This window comes from Aeromonas sp. R2-1 (assembly GCF_040908425.1).
Lineage (GTDB): Bacteria > Pseudomonadota > Gammaproteobacteria > Enterobacterales > Aeromonadaceae > Aeromonas > Aeromonas caviae.
In genome coordinates this window covers 127,432-147,767 of record NZ_JBFODR010000036.1, presented here as the reverse complement: position 1 = coordinate 147,767, position 20,336 = coordinate 127,432, and the positions used below count along the sequence as shown (strand labels likewise).

Below are 20,336 nucleotides of genomic sequence, written 5' to 3'. Positions count from 1 at the left end.
TGTTGGTGTGCAACCCGTTGCTGGTTATTTGCGCTCGGGCAGCATATTGGTCAGGGTGTTGTCCTTGAGCACATGGTGGTGGTAGATGGCTGCCGCTGCGTGCAGGGCAATCAGAGCATAGCCAATGTTGGCCAGCGTCTCGTGCAACTCCTTGATGGTGCCCTTCAGGCCGTCATCGGGGGCGATGAGGGCGGGGAGCGCCAGGCCGAAGAAGGGAATGGGCTTGCCCCCTGCGCTCAACAGCAGCCAGCCCAGCAGCGGGGTGAGGATCAGTAAGCCATAGAGCGCCAGATGGGCGAGCTTGGCCAGCGTGAGCATCAGGGGGGAGAGCTCGGGCACGATACGCGGTGAAGGGCTACCCACGCGCACCAGCAGGCGCACGACCACCAGCGCCAGGATCAGCAGACCCACCATGAAGTGAAACTCCTTCATCAGGTCGCGTCCGGCCGACCCTTTGGGGAAGATGTCCCTGAACTCCATCAGGCCGTAGACGGCGATCATCAGCAGCAGGGTCAACCAGTGCAGCCCTATGCTCAGGCTGCCATAACGTTGTTCGGAATTTCTCAGCATCGTTGTCTCCTCGCCACTTAAGCGGCTTATCTCTTTTCATCCCGTCTCATATCGAGCCAAAGGACCCGCAGGTATCCCTCTTGAGGGTACTCGGCTTGCTTATGCCCGTGTTGATCTCGATAACATTTCTGCCTGTTTGCCGTCATGCTGACCTGTGCGGGAGCCCATGGAGTATCGGGGGATGGAAGGGGCAAAAAAAAAACCGAAGCACCAGGCTTCGGTTTTTGGCGGTCGCTGGCGTCAGGCCAGGGCGCATTATTTCTTGATGCGGATCACCGGGGTTTCGCCCACGGTCACGGCGCCAGTCATCTTCACCAGCTCTTTGATCTCGTCCATGTTGGAGATGACCACAGGCGTCAGGGTAGACTTGGCTTTGGCTTCCAGAACGGCCAGATCGAACTCGATGATGGTGTCACCGCGCTTGACCTGTTGACCTTCCTGAGCGATACGGGTGAAACCTTCACCCTTCAGCTCGACGGTGTCGATACCGAAGTGAACGAACAGCTCGATACCAGAGTCGGACTCCAGAGAGAACGCGTGGTTGGTCTCGAAGATTTTGCCGATGGTGCCGTCGCACGGAGCAACCATTTTGTTGCCGGCCGGCTTGATGGCGATGCCGTCGCCGACGATCTTCTCGGCGAAGACGACGTCAGGCACATCTTCGATGGGGACGATTTCGCCGGACAGCGGAGCAAAGATTTCGATGCCGCCAGTGTCAGAACTGTCGTCGGAAACCAGTTTCTTCAGTTTGTCGAACAGACCCATAGTAAAAGCTCCTAGAGATGATTGTCGCTGTTTGCAGCCGATCTTAGCAGACTGCCTTCTGCTTAATAAAGTTATCTACGCACGCTTCGATTTCGGCGGCGGTGGCAAAGCTCAGCGCCTGGTCGGCCATGGCCTTCACATCTTCGAAGTTGGTGTTGCGGATAAGCTTCTTGATACGCGGTACAGAGATGGCGCTCATGGAGAACTCATCCAGACCCATACCCAGCAGCAGCAGGGTGGCGCGTTCGTCACCAGCCAGTTCACCGCACATACCGGTCCACTTGCCATTGTCATGGGAAGCGTCGATCACCATCTTGATCAGGGTCAGGACGGAGGGTGACAGCGGGTTGTACATGGCGGAAATCATCTCGTTACCACGGTCGACAGCCAGGGTGTACTGGGTCAGGTCGTTGGTACCGATACTGAAGAAATCCACTTCCTTGGCCAGATGATGAGCCATCACGGCCGCGGCCGGGGTCTCAATCATGATACCCACTTCGATGGATTCATCAAAGGCTTTGCCTTCGGCACGCAGTTCGGCTTTCAGCGTCTCCACGGTAGCCTTCAGGCTGCGGAACTCTTCGACGGAGATGATCATCGGGAACATGATGCGCAGTTTGCCGAAGGCAGACGCACGCAGGATGGCCCGCAGCTGGGCGTGCATGATGTCGGTGCGATCGAAGAAGATACGCACGGCACGCCAGCCCAGGAAGGGGTTCATCTCTTTCGGGAAATTCATGTAGGGCAGTTCTTTGTCGCCGCCGATGTCCATGGTACGGACGATGATCGGTTGATCCGGCATGGCTTCGGCCACTTCTTTGTAAGCCTTGAACTGCTCGTCTTCGGTCGGCAGCGCGTCACGGTCCATGAACAGGAACTCGGTACGGTACAGACCCACGCCTTCGGCGCCGTTGCGAATGGCACCCTCGGTATCCTTGACGGTCCCGATGTTGGCGCACACTTCGACCTGGTGGCCATCCAGGGTGATGGCAGGCAGATCTTTGAGCTTGGCCAGCTCGTCCTTCTCTGCCTGGAACTGGGCCTGGAACTTCTTGGCTTCGTTCAACTGGTCGGCGGTCGGGTTGATGATGACCTGGTTGTTGATCGCATCCAGCACCAGCATGTCACCGTTCTTGACGCGCTCGGTGATGTCGTTGGTGCCCACGACGGCCGGCAGCTCCAGGGAGCGGGCCATGATGGAGGTGTGGGAGGTACGGCCACCGATGTCGGTGACGAAGCCCAGCACGTATTTCAGGTTGATCTGAGCGGTTTCAGACGGGGTCAGGTCTTTGGCGACCAGGATGACCTCTTCGTCGATGGTGCTCAGGTTGACAACGGCGATGCCCAGTACGTTCTTGACCAGACGGGTGCCGATGTCACGGAAGTCGGTGGCGCGCTCACGCAGATAGGGGTCATCCAGATCGGCCATCATCTTGGCGTACTGTTCGATCACCTCGTGAACGGCTCTGTCGGCAGAGGCCTTGTGTTCTTTGATGAAGGATCTGATATCCCCTTCCAGCTCTTCATCTTCGAGCAGCATGATGTGGCCTTCGAAGATGGCCTCTTTTTCTTCACCGAAGGTGCGACCGGCCATCTCTTTGATGGCTTCCAGCTGTGCGGCTGACTTGGTGCGGGCTTCGAGGAAGCGGTTGATCTCGGCATCAATCTGTTCGGCGGGAATCTTGCCCTGATTGATAACGATTTCATCTTCTTTCAGAAGAAGCGCCTTGCCGAATGCGATACCGGGGGACGCAAGAATGCCAGATATCATAATCCTTCCTATTAAAACGACTGTGGGGGAGGAATAAAGCTGGATTACTCCAGCTCGTCCATCAGGGCAACCAGCTTCTCAACGGCTTTCTGAGCGTCCGGGCCGTCAGCCTGGATGGTCACGTTGGTGCCTTTGGTCAGACCCAGGGTCTGGAGCTTGAACAGGCTCTTGGCGCTGGCGGATTTGCCACCGGAGACCACAGTGATCTCGCTTTGGAATTCTTTGGCTTCTTTCACGAACTGAGCTGCAGGACGGGTGTGCAGGCCGTTTTCAGCAGTAATAACAACAGACTTCTCGTACATGGTTTCACCCCATATTATTGATATTGTTTGGAGAGATGGTCGCCAATGAGGCTTCCTGTCTCACCGTGTCAGTATGGATATGTTGTAAAGTAACGAAATCAGACCTGCAATGGTTTAATCCAGGTCAATTTTCTGTGCAGTATTCGGCGTCGTGGCCAGGTATTTTTTCGCTATCAGGCTGCAAGCCGCGTCAGGCCTGGCCTGAAATTATTTTATAACGAAAAATAACACTTTGTTACCTTGTGATACCTTGCCAGCAAACACCTCGTGACGCCGCACAGGATATGAGATTTATCACAGAATGTCTGCTTTTTTTGTCATATCCAAGTTTGTTATTTTACCCAAAAAAATAAGGGGCCGAGTGGCACTGGTGGCTAGATAGTTTAGCGCATAATGAAAACGGCGCTCCGAGGAGCGCCGTCGTTTTGGTGTTGGCTGATCAACTACTGCTGCAATTCCTGCTCGCTGAACACACCGGCGAAGAGGGCGCTGGAGAGGTAACGCTCGGCGGCGCTTGGCAGGATGACGACAATCGTTTTCCCTTCGAACTCCGGCAGCTCGGCCAGACGGTTGGCAGCGACCACGGCAGCGCCGGAGCTGATACCGGCCAGGATCCCTTCCTCTTCCATCAGGCGGCGGGCCATCTCGATGGCTTCGTCACTGCTCACCTGCTCGACGCGGTCCAGCAGGCTCAAATCCAGGTTGCCCGGGATGAAGCCGGCGCCGATGCCCTGGATCTTGTGGGGACCGGGCTTTATCTCTTCACCCGCCAGTTTCTGGCTGATGACGGGGGATTCGCTGGGCTCGACCGCCACGGAGACGATGGCCTTGCCCTTGGTCTTCTTGATGTAGCGGGAGACCCCGGTGATGGTGCCGCCGGTACCGACGCCCGCCACGAACACATCCACTTCGCCATCGGTGGCGTCCCAGATCTCGGGACCAGTGGTCTGCTCGTGGATTTCCGGGTTGGCCGGGTTTTCAAACTGTTGCAGCAGCACGTACTTGCCCGGCTCGGATTCGAGGATCTCGTTGGCCTTGGCAATGGCGCCCTTCATGCCGAGGGGGCCTTCGGTCAGCACCAGGTTGGCACCCAGGGCCTTGAGCAGTTTGCGGCGCTCGAGGCTCATGGTGGCCGGCATGGTCAGGGTGATGGGATAGCCGCGGGCCGCAGCCACGAATGCCAGGGCAATGCCCGTGTTGCCGCTGGTGGGCTCAATGATCTCCTTGCCCTTGGTCAGCACGCCGCGTTTCTCGGCATCCCAGATGAGGTTGGCACCGATCCGGCACTTGACGCTGAAGCTCGGGTTGCGGCTCTCGATCTTGGCCAGCACGCGGCCCTTGGTAACACGGTTGAGACGAACAAGCGGGGTGTTGCCTATGGTCTGGCTGTTGTCCTCAAAAATTTTGCTCATGGTGCTATCCCTGTGTTTGTTAAGGCGATGAAACAAGATTACCCTGTGGTTTCTGAATGAGAAGTGACGAATCGTTATAACAATATGTTATTACAACATATAGAACTTATTCTCTCTTGCCGAGGGGGCTCCCGCTGCCTGGGCATCCAATGGAAGGGATCTCATGGGATTTGCAGGAAGCGATCGCTATCTCGCATCACAGGCACTGAAGATGGCCGTCGATGCCGCCATCGTGCTGGAGAAGCCGCTGCTCATCAAGGGTGAGCCCGGTACGGGCAAGACAGTGCTGGCGGAGGCGGTGGCCGAATCCCTGGGCGCCGAGCTCATCAGCTGGCACATCAAGTCCACCACCAAGGCCCAGCAGGGGCTCTACGAATATGATGCCGTCGCCCGGCTGCGAGACTCCCAGCTCGGCGACCCCAGGGTAGGGGAGATAGGCCACTACATCCGCCGGGGCAAGCTGTGGCAGGCCTTCAGCGCAGAGCAGCGGCCAGTGCTGCTCATCGATGAAATCGACAAGGCGGACATCGAGTTTCCCAACGATCTGCTGCTGGAGCTGGATCGGATGGAGTTTGATGTCTACGAGACCGGCGAGCGCGTGAAGGCGCGCCAGCGCCCCGTGGTCATCATCACCTCCAACAACGAAAAAGAGCTGCCGGACGCCTTCCTGCGCCGCTGTTTCTTCCACTACATCCGCTTCCCCGACAAGGCCGAGATGCAGGCCATCGTCAAGCTCCATTATCCCGACCTCAAGGAGCAGCTGCTCGACGAGGCGATGACGCTCTTCTTCGAGCTGCGTGCGGTAGAGGGGCTGCGCAAGAAGCCGTCCACCTCCGAGCTGCTGGACTGGATCCGGCTGCTGTTGGCCGACGACATCGCCCCCGAGGCCCTGCGCACCCGTGAGCCCGGCAAGCTGGTGCCCGCACTCTACGGTGCCCTGCTCAAGACGGAGCAGGACTTGCACCTCTTCGAGAAGCTCGCCTTCCTGGCGCGCCGCGGCGGCTGAATGCTCATCGACTTCTTCCTTCACCTGCGCCGCCACAAGCTTCCTTGCAGCCTGCGGGAGTTGCTCGACCTGCACGGGGCGCTGGCAGCCAGACTGGCCAGCCTCGACATGGACGAGTTTTACCAGCTATCCCGCTGCCTGCTGGTGAAGGATGAGGCGCACTACGATCGCTTCGATCGCGCCTTCGCCGAGTATTACGAAGGATTGGCCGCCATCCCCCTGTTGCCGGAGAGCCTGCCTGACGACTGGCTGCGCCAGGAGTTCGAGCGACTGTTAAGTCCGGAGGAGAAGGCGTTGCTCCAATCCCTCGGCGGGCTTGACCAGCTGCTGGAGACCCTCAACCAGCGGCTAAGCGAGCAGAAAGCGCGCCACGCCGGCGGCAACAAGTGGGTCGGCACCGGGGGCAGCAGCCCGTTCGGTCACGGCGGCTATCACCCGGAAGGGATCCGCATGGGGGGAGAGGGCCAGCACGGGCGGGCGACCAAGGTGTGGGAGGCGCGCCACTTTCGCAACTTCAGTGACGACTCGCCCCTGGGGCAGCGCGCCATCCAGCTCGCCCTGCGCAAGCTCAGGCGCTGGGTGCGCCGGGGCAATCCCGACGAGCTGGATCTCGACAACACCATCCAAAGCTCGGCCAGGCAAGGCTGGCTCGATGTGAAACTGCGGCCCGAGCGCCACAACGGGGTCAAACTGCTGGTCTTCTTCGACGTGGGGGGCTCCATGGATGCCCACGTGGCCGAGGTGCAGCGCCTCTTCTCGGCCCTGCGCCACGAGTTCAAGCACCTGGTGTTCTTCTATTTTCACAACTGCCTCTACGACTTCGTCTGGCAGGACAATGCCAGGCGCCATGATGATCGGTTCGATACCTTGCGGCTGCTGCGCACCTACGGCAGCGACTACAGGGTGATGGTGGTGGGGGATGCGAAGATGGGCCCCTATGAAATCACCTGGCCAGGTGGCAGCGTAGAGTACTGGAACGAGGAGCCCGGCCAGGTGTGGCTCGGGCGCCTGCAACAACATTTCCCCAAGATGGTGTGGGTCAATCCGCTGCCAAGGCAGGAGTGGCTGTGGCACCCCTCCATCAAGTTGATGAACGAATTGATCGGCGGGCGGATGCACCCGCTGACCCTGGCGGGTCTGGCTGCGGCCATCGACCAGCTGTGACCCTCTGAACCCTAAAAAACAGACAAGCCGGGATTGCACCCGGCCAGGAGCAAAGATGACCTCTATCGTAATCAGTGGCTCAGGCCTCTATACCCCTCCCTTTGCCGTCAGCAATGAAGCGCTGGTGGCGGCCTTCAACCAGTACGTGGATCTCTACAACGAGGAGAACGCCTCCGCCATCGATGCAGGGCAGCTGCCTGCCAAACAGCACTCGAGCTGCGAGTTCATCGAGAAGGCCTCCGGCATCAAGAGCCGCTATCTGGTGAGCAGCGAGGGGGTGCTGGATCCCGACATCATGCAACCGCTCATGGCGGAGCGCCCGGACGATCAGCCCTCCATCATGGTGGAGATGGCGGTGGCGGCCGCCGAGCAGGCGCTGATTGCCGCCGGTCGTGAACCGGGGGAGATCGATCTTGTCATCGTCGCTGCCTCCAACATGCCGCGCCCCTACCCGGCGCTGGCCATCGAATTGCAGCACTATCTCGGCGCCAGCGGCCTGGCATTCGACATGAACGTGGCCTGCTCTTCCGCCACCTTCGGGATCAAGACCGCCGCGGACATGCTGGCGGCAGGCACCGCCCGGCTGGCGCTGGTGGTCAATCCGGAGATCTGCTCGGGTCACCTCAACTTCCGCGATCGGGACAGTCACTTCATCTTCGGTGACGCCTGTACCGCCGTGCTGCTGGAACGGGAGGCCGATTGCCAGGTGGCCAACCCCTGGCAACTGGTGGCCAGCAAGCTGGTGACCCAGTACTCCAACAACATCCGCAACAACTTCGGCTTCCTGAACCGGCTCAGCCCGCGCACCCGCTACGGCGATGACAAGCTGTTTCGCCAGCAGGGGCGCAAGGTGTTCAAGGAGGTGCTGCCCCTGGTGTGCGATCAGATAGCCTCCCAGCTGGCGGAGCAGGGATGGGCGGCCGATGGCTTGAGCCGGCTCTGGCTTCATCAGGCCAACCTCACCATGAACCAGTTCATCGGTCGCAAGTTGCTGGGCCATGACGCCAGCCAGCAGGAGGCACCTGTCATCCTCGACCGCTACGGCAACACCAGCTCGGCGGGTTCCATCATCGCCTTCCACCTCTTCAACCAGGATCTGCCGAGCGGGGCTCGCGGGGTGCTCTGCTCCTTTGGGGCCGGTTACTCCATCGGCAGCCTGCTGCTGCAGCGGCGCTGAGCACCCTGTTTTGCCCATAAAAAAGCCACCCGAGAGGGTGGCTTTTTTCATGCTGCCCGAGAGGCTTTTTTCAAGCGGGTTCGATGGCCAGTACCTGACATTGCGGTTCTTTTATCTGAAATCGCACGTTCACATCGAACAATCTGACACCGTACACCTTGTCATCCGGCTTGCCCTTCTTGTAAGCAGGGCGGGGATCCTGAGCCAGCACCTCCCTCACCAGTTCACGCAGCTCCGGGTGGGCCTTGAGCCAGGGGGCGAGCTGTTGCTCGGCCTGTGCGCTGAAGCTCACCGCCAGAGGCGGGGTGGGGGCATCGGGGGCGAAACCGCCACGGGCGTGGGGCAGGCTGTCGGCATAGGGGACATAGGGCTTGATGTCGACAACGGGGGTGCCGTCGAGCAAGTCCACGGCGCCCAGCTCGAGCCAGAGCTTGCCGCGCTCACGTCCCACCCCGTGCAGTTCGACCACGGAGAGGCCGAGGGGGTTGGGGCGGAAGGTGGAGCGGGTGGCAAAGACCCCGACCCGCTCGTTGCCGCCGAGGCGCGGCGGGCGCACCGTCGGGTGCCAGCCCTGATCCATGGTCTGGTGAAACACGAAGCTGATCCAGAGATGGGAGAATTGCTCGATGCCGCGCAGCACATCGGGCTGATCATAGGGAGGAAGCAGTTCGAGGCGGGCGCGAGCCGCGCTGACCAGACCGGGCTGGCGGGGTATGGCGAACTTCTCCTTGTAGGGAGAGCGGATGATCCCTAGGGTATCGATATCGAACTTCATGGCGGATCCTGGCTGAAAACCCGGGCAATGTAGCACAGGCACGCCGAAAACGCAGGGGGAGCACCAGGACGCGGCCCCTGTGATCCCGATCCCAGACCCGGTGCCTGGGGGCTGTGTCCTGGTGCCAACTTGCGTAGGGTGGGGCGGCAAAAGGGGTGGCGGGGGAGCGGGCAAGGAGCCTGCTGCCCGCACCATGACGATATGCCTGGCGGCATCAGAGCGTGCCTGGGACGTGTGCTCACCATGCCAGGCCATGGACGTTTCGGCTGCCCGTGGAGGGGCTGCAAGGAGAGGGCGCCATAGAGGAGAGACAGGGATGAAATTGTTGATTATCGGCGGCACCGGCTTTCTGGGTCGCCACCTGACCACGCTGGCCCTGGATTGGGGGCACGAGGTGACGCTGTTCAATCGCGGCCACCGCCAGCACCCGGATTGGCGGGAGCTGACCCAGCTTCACGGGGACAGAGACGGGGACCTGGCCCCCTTGCGGGGCGAGGGGCGGCACTGGGATCTGGTCATCGACACCTGCTGCTATCGCCCCGAACAGGCCGAAGGACTCTCTGACGCTCTGCAGGGGCGCTGTGATCGGCTCATCTTCATTTCCACCATCAGTGTCTATCGCGATTTTTCCCAACCCGGCATGGATGAGTCGGCCCCCTTGCACGAGATAGCAGGAGCGCCCACCGACTACGGCCCCCTCAAGGTGCTGTGCGAGTCGGTGTATCGCGCCCGCTGGGGAGATCGCCTGTGCACCCTGCGCCCCGGCGTGCTCTGCGGCCCCTTTGACCCGACCGCTCGTCTTGCCTGGTGGGTGAGGCGGGTGCAGCGGGGCGGGCCCTGGCTCTTGCCGGGGCTGGGGGAGGACAGGCTGCAATACCTGGATGTGCGCGACTGCGCCGAGTTCGTGCTGCGGGCTGCCGAGCAGCGACTCGCTGGGTGCTTCAACCTGATCAAGCCCGGCATCGCACTGAACGACTGGGTGGAGCGTCTTGCTGCCCGGCTGACGCCAGCGACCCCCTTGCAGCTCGAGTGGGCTCCCTGGCGTGACCTGATGGCGGCAGGGGTGGCGCCCTGGCAAAGCTATCCCACGCTGCTGCCAAACGAGCTGCCCGAGTATGCTGGGTATGGCACCATCAGCGCCGAGGCCGCCATCGTCCATGGCCTGAACTTTCGCCCCCTGGAGGAGACGGTTGACGATCTGGTGGTATGGCTTGCCAGCAACCCCCGGGGGCCGCTGCCAGGCATGACCCCGGATGAGGAACAGGCCTTGCGACGACGAGTGGAGGTTTCCTTGTCATCGAATGCGTACTAGCCGGCATCAGTGGGGTGTTCATCCATGACGGGGCTCAGCGCAGCAATGCACCCGCGTCGGCCAGCAGGGTCCTCAGCACACTGCGATGGCAGCGGGACTCCTGTTCGCAGTAGCATCCCACCGAGAAATGGGTGGTGTGGGAGAGGGCGGCCAGCAGGGCCAGATCGTGCTTCGCGGCCGGGGCGGCCATCTCGGCCTTGTACTGCTTGCAGAAAGCGGTCCACCGGGCCGGGGTGTCGGCAGTCTGACCGAGTTTCATGGTCTCGGCGCTGGGGGCCAGATTGGGGAACCAGACGTCGTACCAATCCTGGCTGGCGAACGCCGCTTTGGGCACGCCGCGAGGGGGGCGACGCACGGTGCCGATGCGAAGCCCCTCATCCTCGAGGCGGGGGCTGCCGAGTCGCACGATGGCGATCGCCATGGCAGGACTTACTTCTCTTCGGCCACTTTCAGCGCCTGACCGTAGCAGATCACCTGCTTCAGGCAGCCGGGCACGTCGCTGAACTCGGCGCACTTGTCGAAGCTGACGCCGTTGCCCCCCATGTCCGCCACGCGGCGGCGGGCCAGGGTGCGGGCTTCACCGGCATTGGGCACCGCCTGGTTGGCATCGCTCTGGCAGGATTCCCCCTCGACGGTGCCGAGGTAGAGGTAGTTGAGGTCGGCGAGCTCGCTCTGCTCGTAGATCCGCACGCTCCCCGGCTTGAAGTACTCGTCGAAGTTTTCCTTGTCCAGATTGCTGTTGAAGGCGAAGTCGGCGCAACCGGAGGCAATCAGGGGCATCATCAGGATCAGGCGTTTCATATCGGCATCTTGTTGGGTGGCGAGTGGGCCATTATAGGGGGCAGTCGCCGATGGCGACCAGCCCCATTTTTAGCCATATCAATGGATTGTAGCGAGACAACCCCGGATCAGGCGGGGGCCAGTCGCCGGTGCAGGCTGCGGTAGTGATCATCTTCCAGCAGCTCCTGGTGGGGGGCACACAGACGGATGCGACCCTCTTCCATCAGGGCTACCCTGTCCATCCGTTCCAGCCCCAGCAGGCGGTGGGAGATGAGCAGCAGGGTGCGATCCGCCCCCAGGGTCAGCAGCAGATCCATGATCTCCCGTTCGGTTTGGGTATCGAGCCCTTCGGTGGGCTCGTCCAGCAGCCAGAGCGGTGCATCGTGGAGCAGGGCGCGGGCGATGCCGATGCGGCGGCGCTCCCCGCCGGAGAGCGGACGCCCGCCATCCCCGAGCCAGGCATCCAGCCCCTGTTCTGCCTGCTCACCCTCATCGTGGAGCAGAGTCCCGAGCCCCACCTGGGTGAGCACCTCGATGAGCCGTTCGTCGCTGGCTCCGGGGGCGGCCAGGGTGAGGTTGCCACGCAGGGTATCGGCAAACAGGTGGACCCGCTGGCTCACCACGGAGCAGGAGGCGCGCAGCGCCTCTTCGCTGTAATCGGTGAGGGGCTTGCCATCGAGCAGGATCTCCCCCGATAGGGCCGTCCATTCCCGGGTCAGCAACCCCATCAGGGTGGACTTGCCACAGCCGGTCTGCCCCAGCAGCGCCAGCTTCTCCCCGGCATGCAGTTGCAGGGTGCACCCTTGCAGCACGGGAGCATCCTGGCCTGGATAGGTGAAATGCAGGTCGCTTATCTGCACGGCACCCCGGGCAGCGGGGGCTTGCTGTGCGCCCCACTCCGGCGCCTTGGCCTCTTGCAGGATCTCGTTGAGACGGCGGGCGGAGGTGAGGCTGGTGGAGAGGTGCTGGAAGGCACCGGCCAGCGGCAGCAGCGCCTCGAAGCTCGCCAGGGTAGCGAACACCATGAGTGCCGTGATGGGGTCAGGGGCACTGCCACCGACGCCGTGACCGGCCAGCCAGAGCATCAGGGTCAGAGTCCAGCCGCTCAGCAACTGCACCGAGAAGGCGGCCAGGCCGCTGACGCGGGCCATGCGGGCCTGGGCCCGGATCAGGGCCTGCTCCGCCTGCTGCAATCCGGTGAGCGCCTCGGGAGCGGCGGCGAACATCTGCAGTTCGGCCTGGCCGTCCAGATAGTCCACCATGCGGGTGCGCAGGTTGGACTTCTCGGCGATGAGCTGGCGGCCCGGCGCGCGCCCGGCAAAATAGAAGACCAGGGGCAAGGCCAGCATGCCAAAGAGCAGAATGGCTCCCAGCGTCAGCGCCAGGCGACCATCGAAGAAGGAGAGGAAGAAGACCAGCCCGGCGCAGCTCAGCAGCGCCGCCCCAATGGGGGTGATGAGGCGCAGATAGACGTGATCCATGGCGTCGATGTCGGCCACCAGACGGTTGAGCAGGTCAGCCTGGCGAAAACCGGCAAGGGAGCCGGGGGAGAGAGGGGAGAGCTTTTGCCAGAACCAGACCCGCAGCCGGGTCAGTACCCGGAAGGTGGCGTCGTGGCTCACGACCCGCTCGCCCCAGCGACTGGCGGTACGCACGATGGAGAAGAAACGCACGCCCCCCGCAGGGGTCATGTAGTTGAAGGTGTCTCGGGTGGCGACCGCCAGCCCGGCGACGGCGGCGGCGGAGAGGAACCAGCCGGAGAGGGAGAGCAGGCCCATGCCGGCCACCAGGGTGACCAGGGCCAGCAGCAGGCCGATGGAGAGGCTGAGCCAGTGCTGGCGATAAAGGCGCAGGAACGGCAATAGATCAGTCATCGAGAGAGTCTCCGAAACCTTGGGATTGCGACAGGAGGCGGGCGAAGGGGCCCTGGGCCTCGCCGAGTGCGGCAAAACGTCCCTGCTCCACCAGCTTGCCGTGCGCCAGCACCAGGATGTTGTCCATCTGGCTGAGCTGATCAAGGCGGTGGGTGATCATCAGCAGGGTCTGACCTTGTGCGGCCTGTTCGAGGGCGCTCATGACGGCCCGCTCAGAATGGCGATCCAGGCTGGCAGTGGGTTCATCCAGCACCATCATCTGGGTCGTCTTGAGCAGGGTGCGGGCAAGGGCGATGCGCTGGGCCTGGCCGACGGAGAGGCCGCCCGCCTGATCCCCGACCCGATAGTCCAGCCCCTTCTCATTGACGAACTCCCAGGCCTGGGCGCGCTTGAGCGCGGATTCCAGCTCGGCGTCGCTGGCGGATGGTCTGGCCAGCAGCAGGTTGTCCTGCAGGGAGCTGTGGAAGAGTTGGGGATTCTGGGAGAGCCAGCCAAGCTGCTGGCGCCACTGGCTGATGTCCAGGGTACGAAGCTCCACTCCGTTGACGCACAGGGAACCGCGATAGGGGGCAAAACCGAGCAGGGCATTGACCAGGGAGCTCTTGCCCGCGCCGCTGATGCCGACCAGGGCGGTGCGCGTGCCGGCTTCCAGCGTGAAATCGAGGGGACCGACCAGCACCTTGCCCTCGGCGCTCAGCACTTCCAGGCTGCGGGCTTCTACCTTGACGGGGCCATCCGCATGGAAGGGGAGTGTCCCGGAGGCGGGTTCGCTCACGTCGGCCTCGAGAAATTCCAGCAGTTGTTCGGCGGCGCCAATGGCCTGTGCCTTGGCGTGATAGTGGGCACCGAGTTCCCGCAGCGGCGCGTAGAACTCGGGGGCGAGGAAGAGCACGAACAGGCCGGTAAAGAGGGTGACCTTGACGCCATAGCTGCCAAAGTTGAGGTGATCGATGTAGGAGAAACCGAAGTAGACGGCCACCAGGGCCACCGCGATGGCGGCGAAGAACTCCAGCACGGCCGTGCTCAGGAAGGCGAGGCGCAGCACCTCCATGGTGCGCTCGCGAAAATCTTCCGATGCATCGCGGATGGCCTCCCCTTCCGCCCGGGTGCGCATGAAAAGCTGCAGGGTGCGCAGCCCCTTGAGGCGATCGAGGAAGTGGCCTGAGAGGCGCGCCAGCGACTGGAAGTTGCGGCGGTTGGCATCGGCGGCGCCCACTCCCACCAGGATCATGAAGAGGGGAATGAGGGGGGCCGTGCCGAGCAGAATGAGGCCCGCCGCCCAGTTGACCGGGAACACGGAGACCAGGATCACCAAGGGAATAAAGACGGCGATGGCCATCTGGGGCAGATAGCGGGAGAAGAAGTCCTGCATCTCTTCGATCTGCTCGAGCAGCAGGCTGGCCCAGCTACCGGCGGGGCGACGCTGGATATAGGCAGGGCCGAGCCTGGCGAGGCGGGTGAGCACCAGCTCACGGATGGCCTGGCGCACCGCACTGCCTGCCTTGAAACTCGCCACCTCGCGGCCATAGGCCAGGGCCGCCTTGGTCAGGGTCACCAGCAACAGACTGATGAAGAGGGGGGCGGAGTGCTCCGGCGTGGAGCCTTCGATGATGAAACCGTGCAGCAGGGTCGCCAGCAACCAGGCCTGCATCACCATCAGGACGCCCTGACCCAGCCCGAAGGCGATGGAGATGCCGATCCAGCGCCGACCATGGCCCGATTGTTTGCGCAACCAGCCATAGAGATGTTTCTGTCTGTTCTTGTCCATTACCACCCTCCTCAAACGAGTGGCGCAAGACTATCGTCGCCCCCACGGCTTGGCAACCTTGCAGAACCGGGCGGATGAACATCATTGTGTGAAAAATCGGCTTCATGCTCATTAGTTGGCCGAACAGCTTGATTTATGGCAAAAAATGCGAGGTCGGTGATTGCGCTCGGCGGCAAAATGCATATAGTAGAGGCCACTGACGCGGGTGTAGTTCAATGGTAGAACGGTAGCTTCCCAAGCTGCATACGTGGGTTCGATTCCCATCACCCGCTCCACATTCCAGATGGCGGCACGCGCCGTTGTCCATATCAGCCAGATGGCTGTCTGTCGTGGGGATTCCCCATCACACCGAGCAAGTTTTGATGCCTAGCGGGCATCGTATAATGGCTATTACCTCAGCCTTCCAAGCTGATGATGCGGGTTCGATTCCCGCTGCCCGCTCCAGTCTTCACACAAAAAGCCCACTCCTGCGAGTGGGCTTTTTGTTGTCTGTTTTTTGATGCCGGCGAGAGTGCCAGAGCGGCCAAGCTGAAAGGCGCAGACATGGAAAAGGCGCCACAGGGCGCCTCTTCAACTCGGGAGTGGGGAGGATTACTCCTGCTCCAGCTCGCCGCAGAAGCGATAGCCTTCGCCATGGATGGTGGCGATGATCTCCGGGGTGTCGCCCACGCTCTCGAAGTGCTTGCGAATACGGCGGATGGTCACGTCCACGGTGCGGTCGTGGGGCTTGAGTTCGCGGCCCGTCATCTTCTTGAGCAGCTCGGCACGGGTCTGGATCTGGCCCGGGTTCTCGCAGAAATGCAGCATGGCGCGGAACTCGGAGCGGGGCAGCTTGAACATGTCGCCAACCGGGCTGACCAGGGCGCGGCTGTTGATGTCCAAAGCCCAGCCATTGAACAGATAACGTTCCACCAGCTTCTTCTCTTCGCCACCGGCGGCCACGTTCATGGTGCGGCTCAGCAGGTTGCGGGCACGGATGGTCAGTTCACGGGGATTGAACGGCTTGGTGATGTAGTCATCTGCACCGATCTCCAGCCCCAGGATCTTGTCCACTTCGTTGTCGCGACCGGTCAGGAACATCAGGGCGATGTTGTCATCTTCACGCAGCTCGCGCGCCAGCAGCAGGCCGTTCTTGCCCGGCAGGTTGATGTCCATGATCACCAGGTTGATGGTGTGGCTGGTCAGGGCCTGGTGCATCTCGTCACCGTTGTTGGCTTCCAGCACGATGTAGCCTTCGGCTTCGAAGATGCTCTTGAGGGTGTTGCGGGTGACCAGCTCGTCTTCGACGATCAGAATATGTGGTGTTTGCATGAGTATTCCCAGATTCTTATCAGTTAATTATCGAAATTTTAACACTCTTTGGCGTTATCCGACCGGTCCTGAAAATTTATTACGTCATCCTGGGTATGAATATCAGGTCGAATCATCGCGAATTTGGTAACTATGTCGGCAAGCATCCCTGTGCCGTACATGGGCTCTCAACAAGTCTGAACAAGAGAAGCCCGGAGAGGTAGTCCATTACAAAAGTTGCTGCATTTTATCAGTTAACAGGCGCATAACAACACTCTTTGCCGTCAGATAGCAACTTTTTAACTCAGCTTTGATATAAGTCAATCCCCGAGTTCGCTGCATCATACTTGGGCTGACCCGCTTTTTCGCCCTTAATAAATGTAATGGGATGTAACATGTGGTTGACATGACTTTGTGGGAAAACTACAGAAAAGTGTGCTTCATCGCCCCCTTTGCGCCTCCCAGCTGCCCAGCCTATGCCATTGTCACGGCCTGGAACCCGGCCAGCCGGTGGGTGGGGCTGCGCCGCAATGCCCGTCGCCAGCGAGCCCTTGTCCGGCAAGTGGGCGAGTGTCCCGTCATGGGAGAGGTCTGGGGGAGCGATGAGGATGAGCGCTGGCAGGAGGCGTCGCTGTTGTTGCCGCTTTCGCTGCCAGAGGCGATCCGGCTGGCCGCCCGATTTGGCCAGAATGCCCTCTATTGGGTGCGTGAAGGAGAGCTCTGGCTGGTGCCCGTGTTGCTGGAAGGGCCGCCCTGTCATCTGGGGGCGCTTGCGTCCCGCTGGCGGTTCAGGCCTTCGGGCTGACATGACCCTCCGCCATCCGGACAGGGCACCCGGCCGGTGGATTGTCAGCGCCCCGACATGATGAAAGAATGAGCGGACACATTTCACTCCATGGAAGGATGATGATCATGCTGGACCTGCTGCCCGACCTTTGCGATGAACATGGCGACGCCCTTAGGATCGCTGACCCCCTGTTTCAGGACTATGGCGGCAAGGCGCTGTTTTACGGCGAGGCCGTGACCCTCTCCTGCTTTGAAGACAACAGCCTGGTGCGTGAGCTGGTCAACCGTCCCGGCCATGGCAAGGTGATGGTGATCGACGGGGGCGGCTCCCTGCGTCGGGCGCTGCTCGGGGATCAGCTGGCCATCAAGGCGGTGGAGCAGGGGTGGGAGGGGATCCTCATCAATGGTGCCGTGCGGGATGTGGGGACGCTGGCGACCCTGGCGCTGGGGGTCAAGGCCCTGGCCCCCTGCCCGGTCAAGACCGAAAAACGGGGCCTGGGCACGCTGGACACCGTGGTCTCTTTTGCCGGTGTGACCATAGCGCCCGGCGACTATGTCTACGCCGACCTCAACGGTGTGCTGGTGAGCGGCGCCAGGCTCCTCTGAACCTCAGAAGTTGAAGCCCACGCCCAGAGTGAGAAAGTGTTCCGTGCTGAAGGCACTGAGTCCGTAATTGGCGGTGATGGCCAGGGAGGGTGTCACCAGCAGGCTGCTGTTGAGCTCAACCAGGGTGCTGGCCTTGCTCACCTCCAGTTGCTTGAGCTGGCTGCCGATGTTGAGTGACGGGGAGAGGCGATAGCGCACCCCAGAGCTGATATTGAACCCGGCCTGCCCGCTTTGGGGGCCGATGGCGGGGCCGGCCTCCATGTAGAGGCTGATGTCATCCTGAAGCGGGTATTGATAGCCGGTATTGATGAGCCAGAGGTCGAAGTTGTCGCCAAGATGGCTCTGGTTGCCGAGCAATACGCCGGAATAGCTTTTGACGTAGAGCGGGTTGTCCGATTCGGTCTGGAGAAAACTCCAGTCGGCGGCCTGAGCCGAAAAGACGAGGCTGGATGCCATGGCGATGACGAGAGACTTGACCATTCGTTTCCCCTCCCTGGGTCCGAACAGGACTACAAGCATGGCACATGCCAGCGGGGAGTAAAGGGAACCCCGATCACAATAAAAGAGTTTTGATTGACGCCGCAGTCATGGTACACAGGCCCCTCACTCCGTGTCGTTACGACACGCTCCATCACGAGGTGAACTGATGAACAACAAACTGATCCTGCTGGCCGCTCTGGCCCTGGGAGGCTGCGCCATGACAACGGGTTCCACGCTGGCACAATTGCAGGCATCGACCTGGCAACTGCAAGGGGCGAGCGGTGATACCTTCACCCTGCAGGTCGCCGGTGACAAGGTGGCGGGCAAGGGCGGCTGCAACCGCTACTTTGGCGGCATCACAGAGCAGGGTGACGGCGTGTTGACGCTGGGCGCCATGGGGTCGACGCGCATGATGTGTGCGGGGGATCTGGCCGGCAAGGAGATGAACTACCTGCAGACCCTGGAGAAGGTGGCGAGCTTCCAGATCAGCGGCAAACAGCTGGTGCTAAAGGATGCCGACAAGGCCACCTTGCTGACCTTTGACGCCGTGAAATAAGCCGGGATCTCGTCAAAGGCTGTCGCAGGCGGCCCCTGTGCCAGCGTGCAGAAGAATGTGAAAAGGGACGCCATGGCGTCCCTTTTTGTACCTGATGCCGGGTCATCCCCCTCGCTGGAAGCGAAACCGCTTCTTGCGCCGGTAGGGATAGACATCCTCGAACATCCCCTCCTTGATGTTGCTCTGCAGCATCTTCCAGTAGTTGGCATCGAAGAGCTCCTTGTGCAACTGCATCATGATCTCCCGCACCTGGGGTTTTTGCAGCAGGAAGGTGGCGAACTCCTCCGGGAAGATGTCGTTGGGGGCCACCGAATACCAGGGTTCGGCGCTCCACTCGTCCTCCGGGTAGCGGGGCGGCGGGATCTGGCGGAAGTTGCACTCCGTCATATAGCAGATCTCGTCGTAGTCGTAGAAGACCACCCGGCCGTGGCGAGTCACCCCGAAGTTCTTGAACAGCATGTCGCCGGGGAAGATGTTGGCCGCCGCTAGCTGGCGGATGGCGTTGCCGTACTCCTCCAGGGCGAGGCGGGTCTGCTGTTCGTCCGCCTGATCCAGATAGAGGTTCAGCGGGATCATCTTGCGCTCGGTGTAGAGGTGTTTGATCACCAGCTTGTCGGCGGTGAGGGTAAGCGCAGAAGGCGCCACCGCCTTGAGCTCGGTCAACAGCTCCGGTGAGATGCGATCGAGGGGAAATTCGAAGTTGGTGAACTCCTGGGTATCTGCCATGCGGCCCACTCTATCGTGCTGTTTTACCAGCCGGTATTTCTCCTTCACCTGCTCGTGGCTCACCTCCTTGGGCGGGGTGAACTCGTCTTTTATCACCTTGAACACCACATCGTAGGAGGGGAGGGTGAACACGCTCATCACCATCCCCTTGATGCCGGGCGCAATGACGAACTGCTCCCGGCTCTGGGCCAGGTGCTGCTGATAGTGGCGATAGAGCTCGGTCTTGCCGTGTTTCTGGCAGCCGATGGCGTTGTAGATTTCATAGTCCGGCTTGCGGGGCATGATCTGGCGAAGGAAGGCCACAAAGAGCGCCGGCACCGGGGCATAGACCATGAAGTAGGCGCGGGCGAAGCCGAACACGATGGAAGCCAGCTCCGGCTCGAAGATGACGGTGTCCACATAGATGCTCTGACCGGTGCTGAGCAGGGGCAGGATGAAGGGATAGACTTCGCCCTTCACCCGGATGAGCCCCACCAGATAGGCTCCCTTGTTGCGATAGAACACCTCCCTGAGCAGTTCGATGGCGAAGGGCTCCTCGTGCAGGATGGCCGGGCCGCTCTCTGCCAGATGGCGGTGGATGTCCATGATGTCCCGCTGCTTGTCTTCGAAAGGGAGGGTGAAGCTGTAATCCCCGAGCAACTGGCTCAGGGTCTGGGGCAGGTGGGAGAGATCGGTGCGATAGATACGCAGCAAGGATCCCAGATCAGGATTGTCACCCCGGCTCACGAAGGGGTGGATATAAAGGTTCTCGTCGCGGATGTTGCGATGGCGGAAGATGCGGCGATAGACGGAATTGAAGAAAGACTCCGCCACCTCGAAGTTCTCGCAGCGGGGCAGGAGATCGCTGAAGGCGCCTTTCACCTGCTTGAGCAGGGCCTGGGTCGGCAGCTGCTCCCCCATCATCTGTTTGATCTGCGCCGTGGTGGCGCCGACATGGTGATCATAGAGGCGGATGCGCTCTCGACCGGCGAGCTGCACCCCCAGCCAGTCGCTGTTCTCGAAACGGCTCTTGCTGCCCTGGGTTATCTCGAGAAAGCGGCTGTAAAACGACTCAAAACGTTGCAGGATCGTCTCGGCGACCGCCTGCTCCAATGGCTGCTGCATCTCTCTCTTCCTTGTGATCTGTCGGGCCCATGGCGTCAGTGCCCTGAGGCGGCGGACTCGCGTCCAAGGCCACTATGGCAACATCCAAACATCTGTTCAAGTGGCAATATTT

Annotated in this window: 20 protein-coding genes and 2 tRNA genes; 9 read left to right on the top strand and 13 right to left on the bottom strand. The window is 61.3% G+C overall.

Annotation, left to right across the window (positions count from 1 at the left end):
* Positions 1-24 precede the first annotated feature (24 nt).
* The 5 genes from AB5Y80_RS13955 to cysK all read right to left on the bottom strand — a co-directional run bounded on the left by AB5Y80_RS13955 (position 25) and on the right by cysK (position 4,820).
* Positions 25-570 carry a cytochrome b gene (locus AB5Y80_RS13955; protein ID WP_368173081.1) on the bottom strand — a complete coding sequence of 182 codons (546 nt, stop codon included), beginning with the start codon at positions 568-570 and terminating at the stop codon, positions 25-27.
* 255 nt (positions 571-825) lie between these two features.
* Entirely contained in the window at positions 826-1,335 is a 510-nt protein-coding gene (gene crr, locus AB5Y80_RS13950; protein WP_010673569.1) for a PTS glucose transporter subunit IIA, read from the bottom strand.
* Between the two features lie 43 nt (positions 1,336-1,378).
* Positions 1,379-3,106 (bottom strand): phosphoenolpyruvate-protein phosphotransferase PtsI, encoded by a 1,728-nt coding sequence (ptsI, locus tag AB5Y80_RS13945; RefSeq protein ID WP_041213301.1) that lies wholly within the window; start codon positions 3,104-3,106, stop codon positions 1,379-1,381.
* 44 nt (positions 3,107-3,150) lie between these two features.
* On the bottom strand, positions 3,151-3,408 hold the full coding sequence (locus AB5Y80_RS13940; protein WP_005303128.1) for an HPr family phosphocarrier protein: 258 nt from the start codon (positions 3,406-3,408) through the stop codon (positions 3,151-3,153).
* 443 nt (positions 3,409-3,851) lie between these two features.
* Positions 3,852-4,820: a cysteine synthase A gene (gene cysK, locus AB5Y80_RS13935; protein WP_041213300.1), complete on the bottom strand. Its 969-nt coding sequence runs from the start codon at positions 4,818-4,820 to the stop codon at positions 3,852-3,854.
* 163 nt (positions 4,821-4,983) lie between these two features.
* On the opposite strand from cysK, the gene AB5Y80_RS13930 reads away from it, so the two are divergent.
* The 3 genes from AB5Y80_RS13930 to AB5Y80_RS13920 are packed head-to-tail and all read left to right on the top strand — an operon-like array spanning position 4,984 to position 8,167.
* Positions 4,984-5,826, top strand: a complete 843-nt coding sequence (locus AB5Y80_RS13930; RefSeq protein WP_201901391.1) for a MoxR family ATPase — start codon at positions 4,984-4,986, stop codon at positions 5,824-5,826.
* A complete protein-coding gene (locus AB5Y80_RS13925; RefSeq protein ID WP_042878901.1) occupies positions 5,827-6,990 on the top strand; it encodes a VWA domain-containing protein in 1,164 nt (387 codons plus the stop codon).
* Positions 6,991-7,045: 55 nt separating this feature from the next.
* A complete protein-coding gene (locus tag AB5Y80_RS13920) occupies positions 7,046-8,167 on the top strand; it encodes a beta-ketoacyl-ACP synthase III (protein ID WP_039039348.1) in 1,122 nt (373 codons plus the stop codon).
* 70 nt (positions 8,168-8,237) lie between these two features.
* Here the strand turns inward: AB5Y80_RS13920 and tsaA are convergent, their stop codons facing one another.
* A complete protein-coding gene (gene tsaA / locus AB5Y80_RS13915) occupies positions 8,238-8,942 on the bottom strand; it encodes a tRNA (N6-threonylcarbamoyladenosine(37)-N6)-methyltransferase TrmO (protein ID WP_041214760.1) in 705 nt (234 codons plus the stop codon).
* 316 nt (positions 8,943-9,258) lie between these two features.
* Here tsaA and AB5Y80_RS13910 point away from each other — a divergent pair, with 316 nt between their 5' ends.
* Positions 9,259-10,254: an NAD-dependent epimerase/dehydratase family protein gene (locus tag AB5Y80_RS13910; RefSeq protein ID WP_368173080.1), complete on the top strand. Its 996-nt coding sequence runs from the start codon at positions 9,259-9,261 to the stop codon at positions 10,252-10,254.
* A 34-nt stretch (positions 10,255-10,288) separates the two neighbouring features.
* On the opposite strand, the gene AB5Y80_RS13905 is transcribed toward AB5Y80_RS13910, so the two are convergent.
* The 4 genes from AB5Y80_RS13905 to cydD form a co-directional block, all read right to left on the bottom strand.
* A complete protein-coding gene (locus AB5Y80_RS13905) occupies positions 10,289-10,675 on the bottom strand; it encodes a DUF488 domain-containing protein (RefSeq protein ID WP_039039351.1) in 387 nt (128 codons plus the stop codon).
* Between the two features lie 8 nt (positions 10,676-10,683).
* On the bottom strand, positions 10,684-11,055 hold the full coding sequence (rcsF, locus tag AB5Y80_RS13900) for an Rcs stress response system protein RcsF (RefSeq protein ID WP_010673578.1): 372 nt from the start codon (positions 11,053-11,055) through the stop codon (positions 10,684-10,686).
* A 107-nt stretch (positions 11,056-11,162) separates the two neighbouring features.
* Positions 11,163-12,908, bottom strand: a complete 1,746-nt coding sequence (gene cydC, locus AB5Y80_RS13895; RefSeq protein WP_042864201.1) for a cysteine/glutathione ABC transporter ATP-binding protein/permease CydC — start codon at positions 12,906-12,908, stop codon at positions 11,163-11,165.
* Positions 12,901-14,676, bottom strand: a complete 1,776-nt coding sequence (gene cydD / locus AB5Y80_RS13890) for a cysteine/glutathione ABC transporter permease/ATP-binding protein CydD (protein ID WP_368173079.1) — start codon at positions 14,674-14,676, stop codon at positions 12,901-12,903. Before cydD ends, cydC begins: the two co-directional genes overlap by 8 nt.
* 201 nt (positions 14,677-14,877) lie before the next feature.
* Here cydD and AB5Y80_RS13885 point away from each other — a divergent pair.
* Positions 14,878-14,951 (top strand) — tRNA-Gly (locus AB5Y80_RS13885).
* A gap of 94 nt (positions 14,952-15,045) precedes the next feature.
* Positions 15,046-15,120: transfer RNA gene (locus AB5Y80_RS13880), tRNA-Gly, on the top strand.
* 147 nt (positions 15,121-15,267) lie between these two features.
* On the opposite strand, the gene arcA is transcribed toward AB5Y80_RS13880, so the two are convergent.
* A complete protein-coding gene (arcA, locus tag AB5Y80_RS13875; RefSeq protein WP_368173078.1) occupies positions 15,268-15,987 on the bottom strand; it encodes a two-component system response regulator ArcA in 720 nt (239 codons plus the stop codon).
* Between the two features lie 385 nt (positions 15,988-16,372).
* Between arcA and AB5Y80_RS13870 the strand changes: the two genes are divergently transcribed.
* Both AB5Y80_RS13870 and AB5Y80_RS13865 read left to right on the top strand, forming a co-directional pair.
* A complete protein-coding gene (locus AB5Y80_RS13870) occupies positions 16,373-16,771 on the top strand; it encodes a DUF3293 domain-containing protein (protein ID WP_201901386.1) in 399 nt (132 codons plus the stop codon).
* A 107-nt stretch (positions 16,772-16,878) separates the two neighbouring features.
* Entirely contained in the window at positions 16,879-17,358 is a 480-nt protein-coding gene (locus AB5Y80_RS13865) for a putative 4-hydroxy-4-methyl-2-oxoglutarate aldolase (protein ID WP_042015815.1), read from the top strand.
* Between the two features lie 3 nt (positions 17,359-17,361).
* Here AB5Y80_RS13865 and AB5Y80_RS13860 read toward each other — a convergent pair whose 3' ends face one another.
* Positions 17,362-17,838 (bottom strand): hypothetical protein, encoded by a 477-nt coding sequence (locus tag AB5Y80_RS13860; protein WP_039039355.1) that lies wholly within the window; start codon positions 17,836-17,838, stop codon positions 17,362-17,364.
* 166 nt (positions 17,839-18,004) lie between these two features.
* Here AB5Y80_RS13860 and AB5Y80_RS13855 point away from each other — a divergent pair, with 166 nt between their 5' ends.
* Positions 18,005-18,394: an META domain-containing protein gene (locus tag AB5Y80_RS13855; protein ID WP_039039356.1), complete on the top strand. Its 390-nt coding sequence runs from the start codon at positions 18,005-18,007 to the stop codon at positions 18,392-18,394.
* A 102-nt stretch (positions 18,395-18,496) separates the two neighbouring features.
* On the opposite strand, the gene aceK is transcribed toward AB5Y80_RS13855, so the two are convergent.
* The gene (gene aceK / locus AB5Y80_RS13850; protein WP_041214766.1) at positions 18,497-20,224 is read right to left on the bottom strand and encodes a bifunctional isocitrate dehydrogenase kinase/phosphatase; all 1,728 of its coding nucleotides are present in this window, start codon (positions 20,222-20,224) and stop codon (positions 18,497-18,499) included.
* Positions 20,225-20,336: the final 112 nt, after the last annotated feature.

What these genes read in the sequence shown, in the direction of transcription:
- cysK (WP_041213300.1), bottom strand. Translation starts at nt 4,820, where the DNA reads ATGAGCAAAATTTTTGAGGACAACAGCCAGACCATAGGCAACACCCCG.
- cydC (WP_042864201.1), bottom strand. Translation starts at nt 12,908, where the DNA reads ATGACTGATCTATTGCCGTTCCTGCGCCTTTATCGCCAGCACTGGCTC.
- ptsI (WP_041213301.1), bottom strand. Translation starts at nt 3,106, where the DNA reads ATGATATCTGGCATTCTTGCGTCCCCCGGTATCGCATTCGGCAAGGCG.
- AB5Y80_RS13955 (WP_368173081.1), bottom strand. Translation starts at nt 570, where the DNA reads ATGCTGAGAAATTCCGAACAACGTTATGGCAGCCTGAGCATAGGGCTG.
- AB5Y80_RS13910 (WP_368173080.1), top strand. Translation starts at nt 9,259, where the DNA reads ATGAAATTGTTGATTATCGGCGGCACCGGCTTTCTGGGTCGCCACCTG.
- AB5Y80_RS13870 (WP_201901386.1), top strand. Translation starts at nt 16,373, where the DNA reads ATGACTTTGTGGGAAAACTACAGAAAAGTGTGCTTCATCGCCCCCTTT.
- AB5Y80_RS13855 (WP_039039356.1), top strand. Translation starts at nt 18,005, where the DNA reads ATGAACAACAAACTGATCCTGCTGGCCGCTCTGGCCCTGGGAGGCTGC.
- AB5Y80_RS13860 (WP_039039355.1), bottom strand. Translation starts at nt 17,838, where the DNA reads ATGGTCAAGTCTCTCGTCATCGCCATGGCATCCAGCCTCGTCTTTTCG.
- AB5Y80_RS13930 (WP_201901391.1), top strand. Translation starts at nt 4,984, where the DNA reads ATGGGATTTGCAGGAAGCGATCGCTATCTCGCATCACAGGCACTGAAG.
- AB5Y80_RS13920 (WP_039039348.1), top strand. Translation starts at nt 7,046, where the DNA reads ATGACCTCTATCGTAATCAGTGGCTCAGGCCTCTATACCCCTCCCTTT.
- crr (WP_010673569.1), bottom strand. Translation starts at nt 1,335, where the DNA reads ATGGGTCTGTTCGACAAACTGAAGAAACTGGTTTCCGACGACAGTTCT.
- AB5Y80_RS13905 (WP_039039351.1), bottom strand. Translation starts at nt 10,675, where the DNA reads ATGGCGATCGCCATCGTGCGACTCGGCAGCCCCCGCCTCGAGGATGAG.
- aceK (WP_041214766.1), bottom strand. Translation starts at nt 20,224, where the DNA reads ATGCAGCAGCCATTGGAGCAGGCGGTCGCCGAGACGATCCTGCAACGT.
- AB5Y80_RS13940 (WP_005303128.1), bottom strand. Translation starts at nt 3,408, where the DNA reads ATGTACGAGAAGTCTGTTGTTATTACTGCTGAAAACGGCCTGCACACC.
- tsaA (WP_041214760.1), bottom strand. Translation starts at nt 8,942, where the DNA reads ATGAAGTTCGATATCGATACCCTAGGGATCATCCGCTCTCCCTACAAG.
- arcA (WP_368173078.1), bottom strand. Translation starts at nt 15,987, where the DNA reads ATGCAAACACCACATATTCTGATCGTCGAAGACGAGCTGGTCACCCGC.
- cydD (WP_368173079.1), bottom strand. Translation starts at nt 14,676, where the DNA reads ATGGACAAGAACAGACAGAAACATCTCTATGGCTGGTTGCGCAAACAA.
- rcsF (WP_010673578.1), bottom strand. Translation starts at nt 11,055, where the DNA reads ATGAAACGCCTGATCCTGATGATGCCCCTGATTGCCTCCGGTTGCGCC.
- AB5Y80_RS13925 (WP_042878901.1), top strand. Translation starts at nt 5,827, where the DNA reads ATGCTCATCGACTTCTTCCTTCACCTGCGCCGCCACAAGCTTCCTTGC.
- AB5Y80_RS13865 (WP_042015815.1), top strand. Translation starts at nt 16,879, where the DNA reads ATGCTGGACCTGCTGCCCGACCTTTGCGATGAACATGGCGACGCCCTT.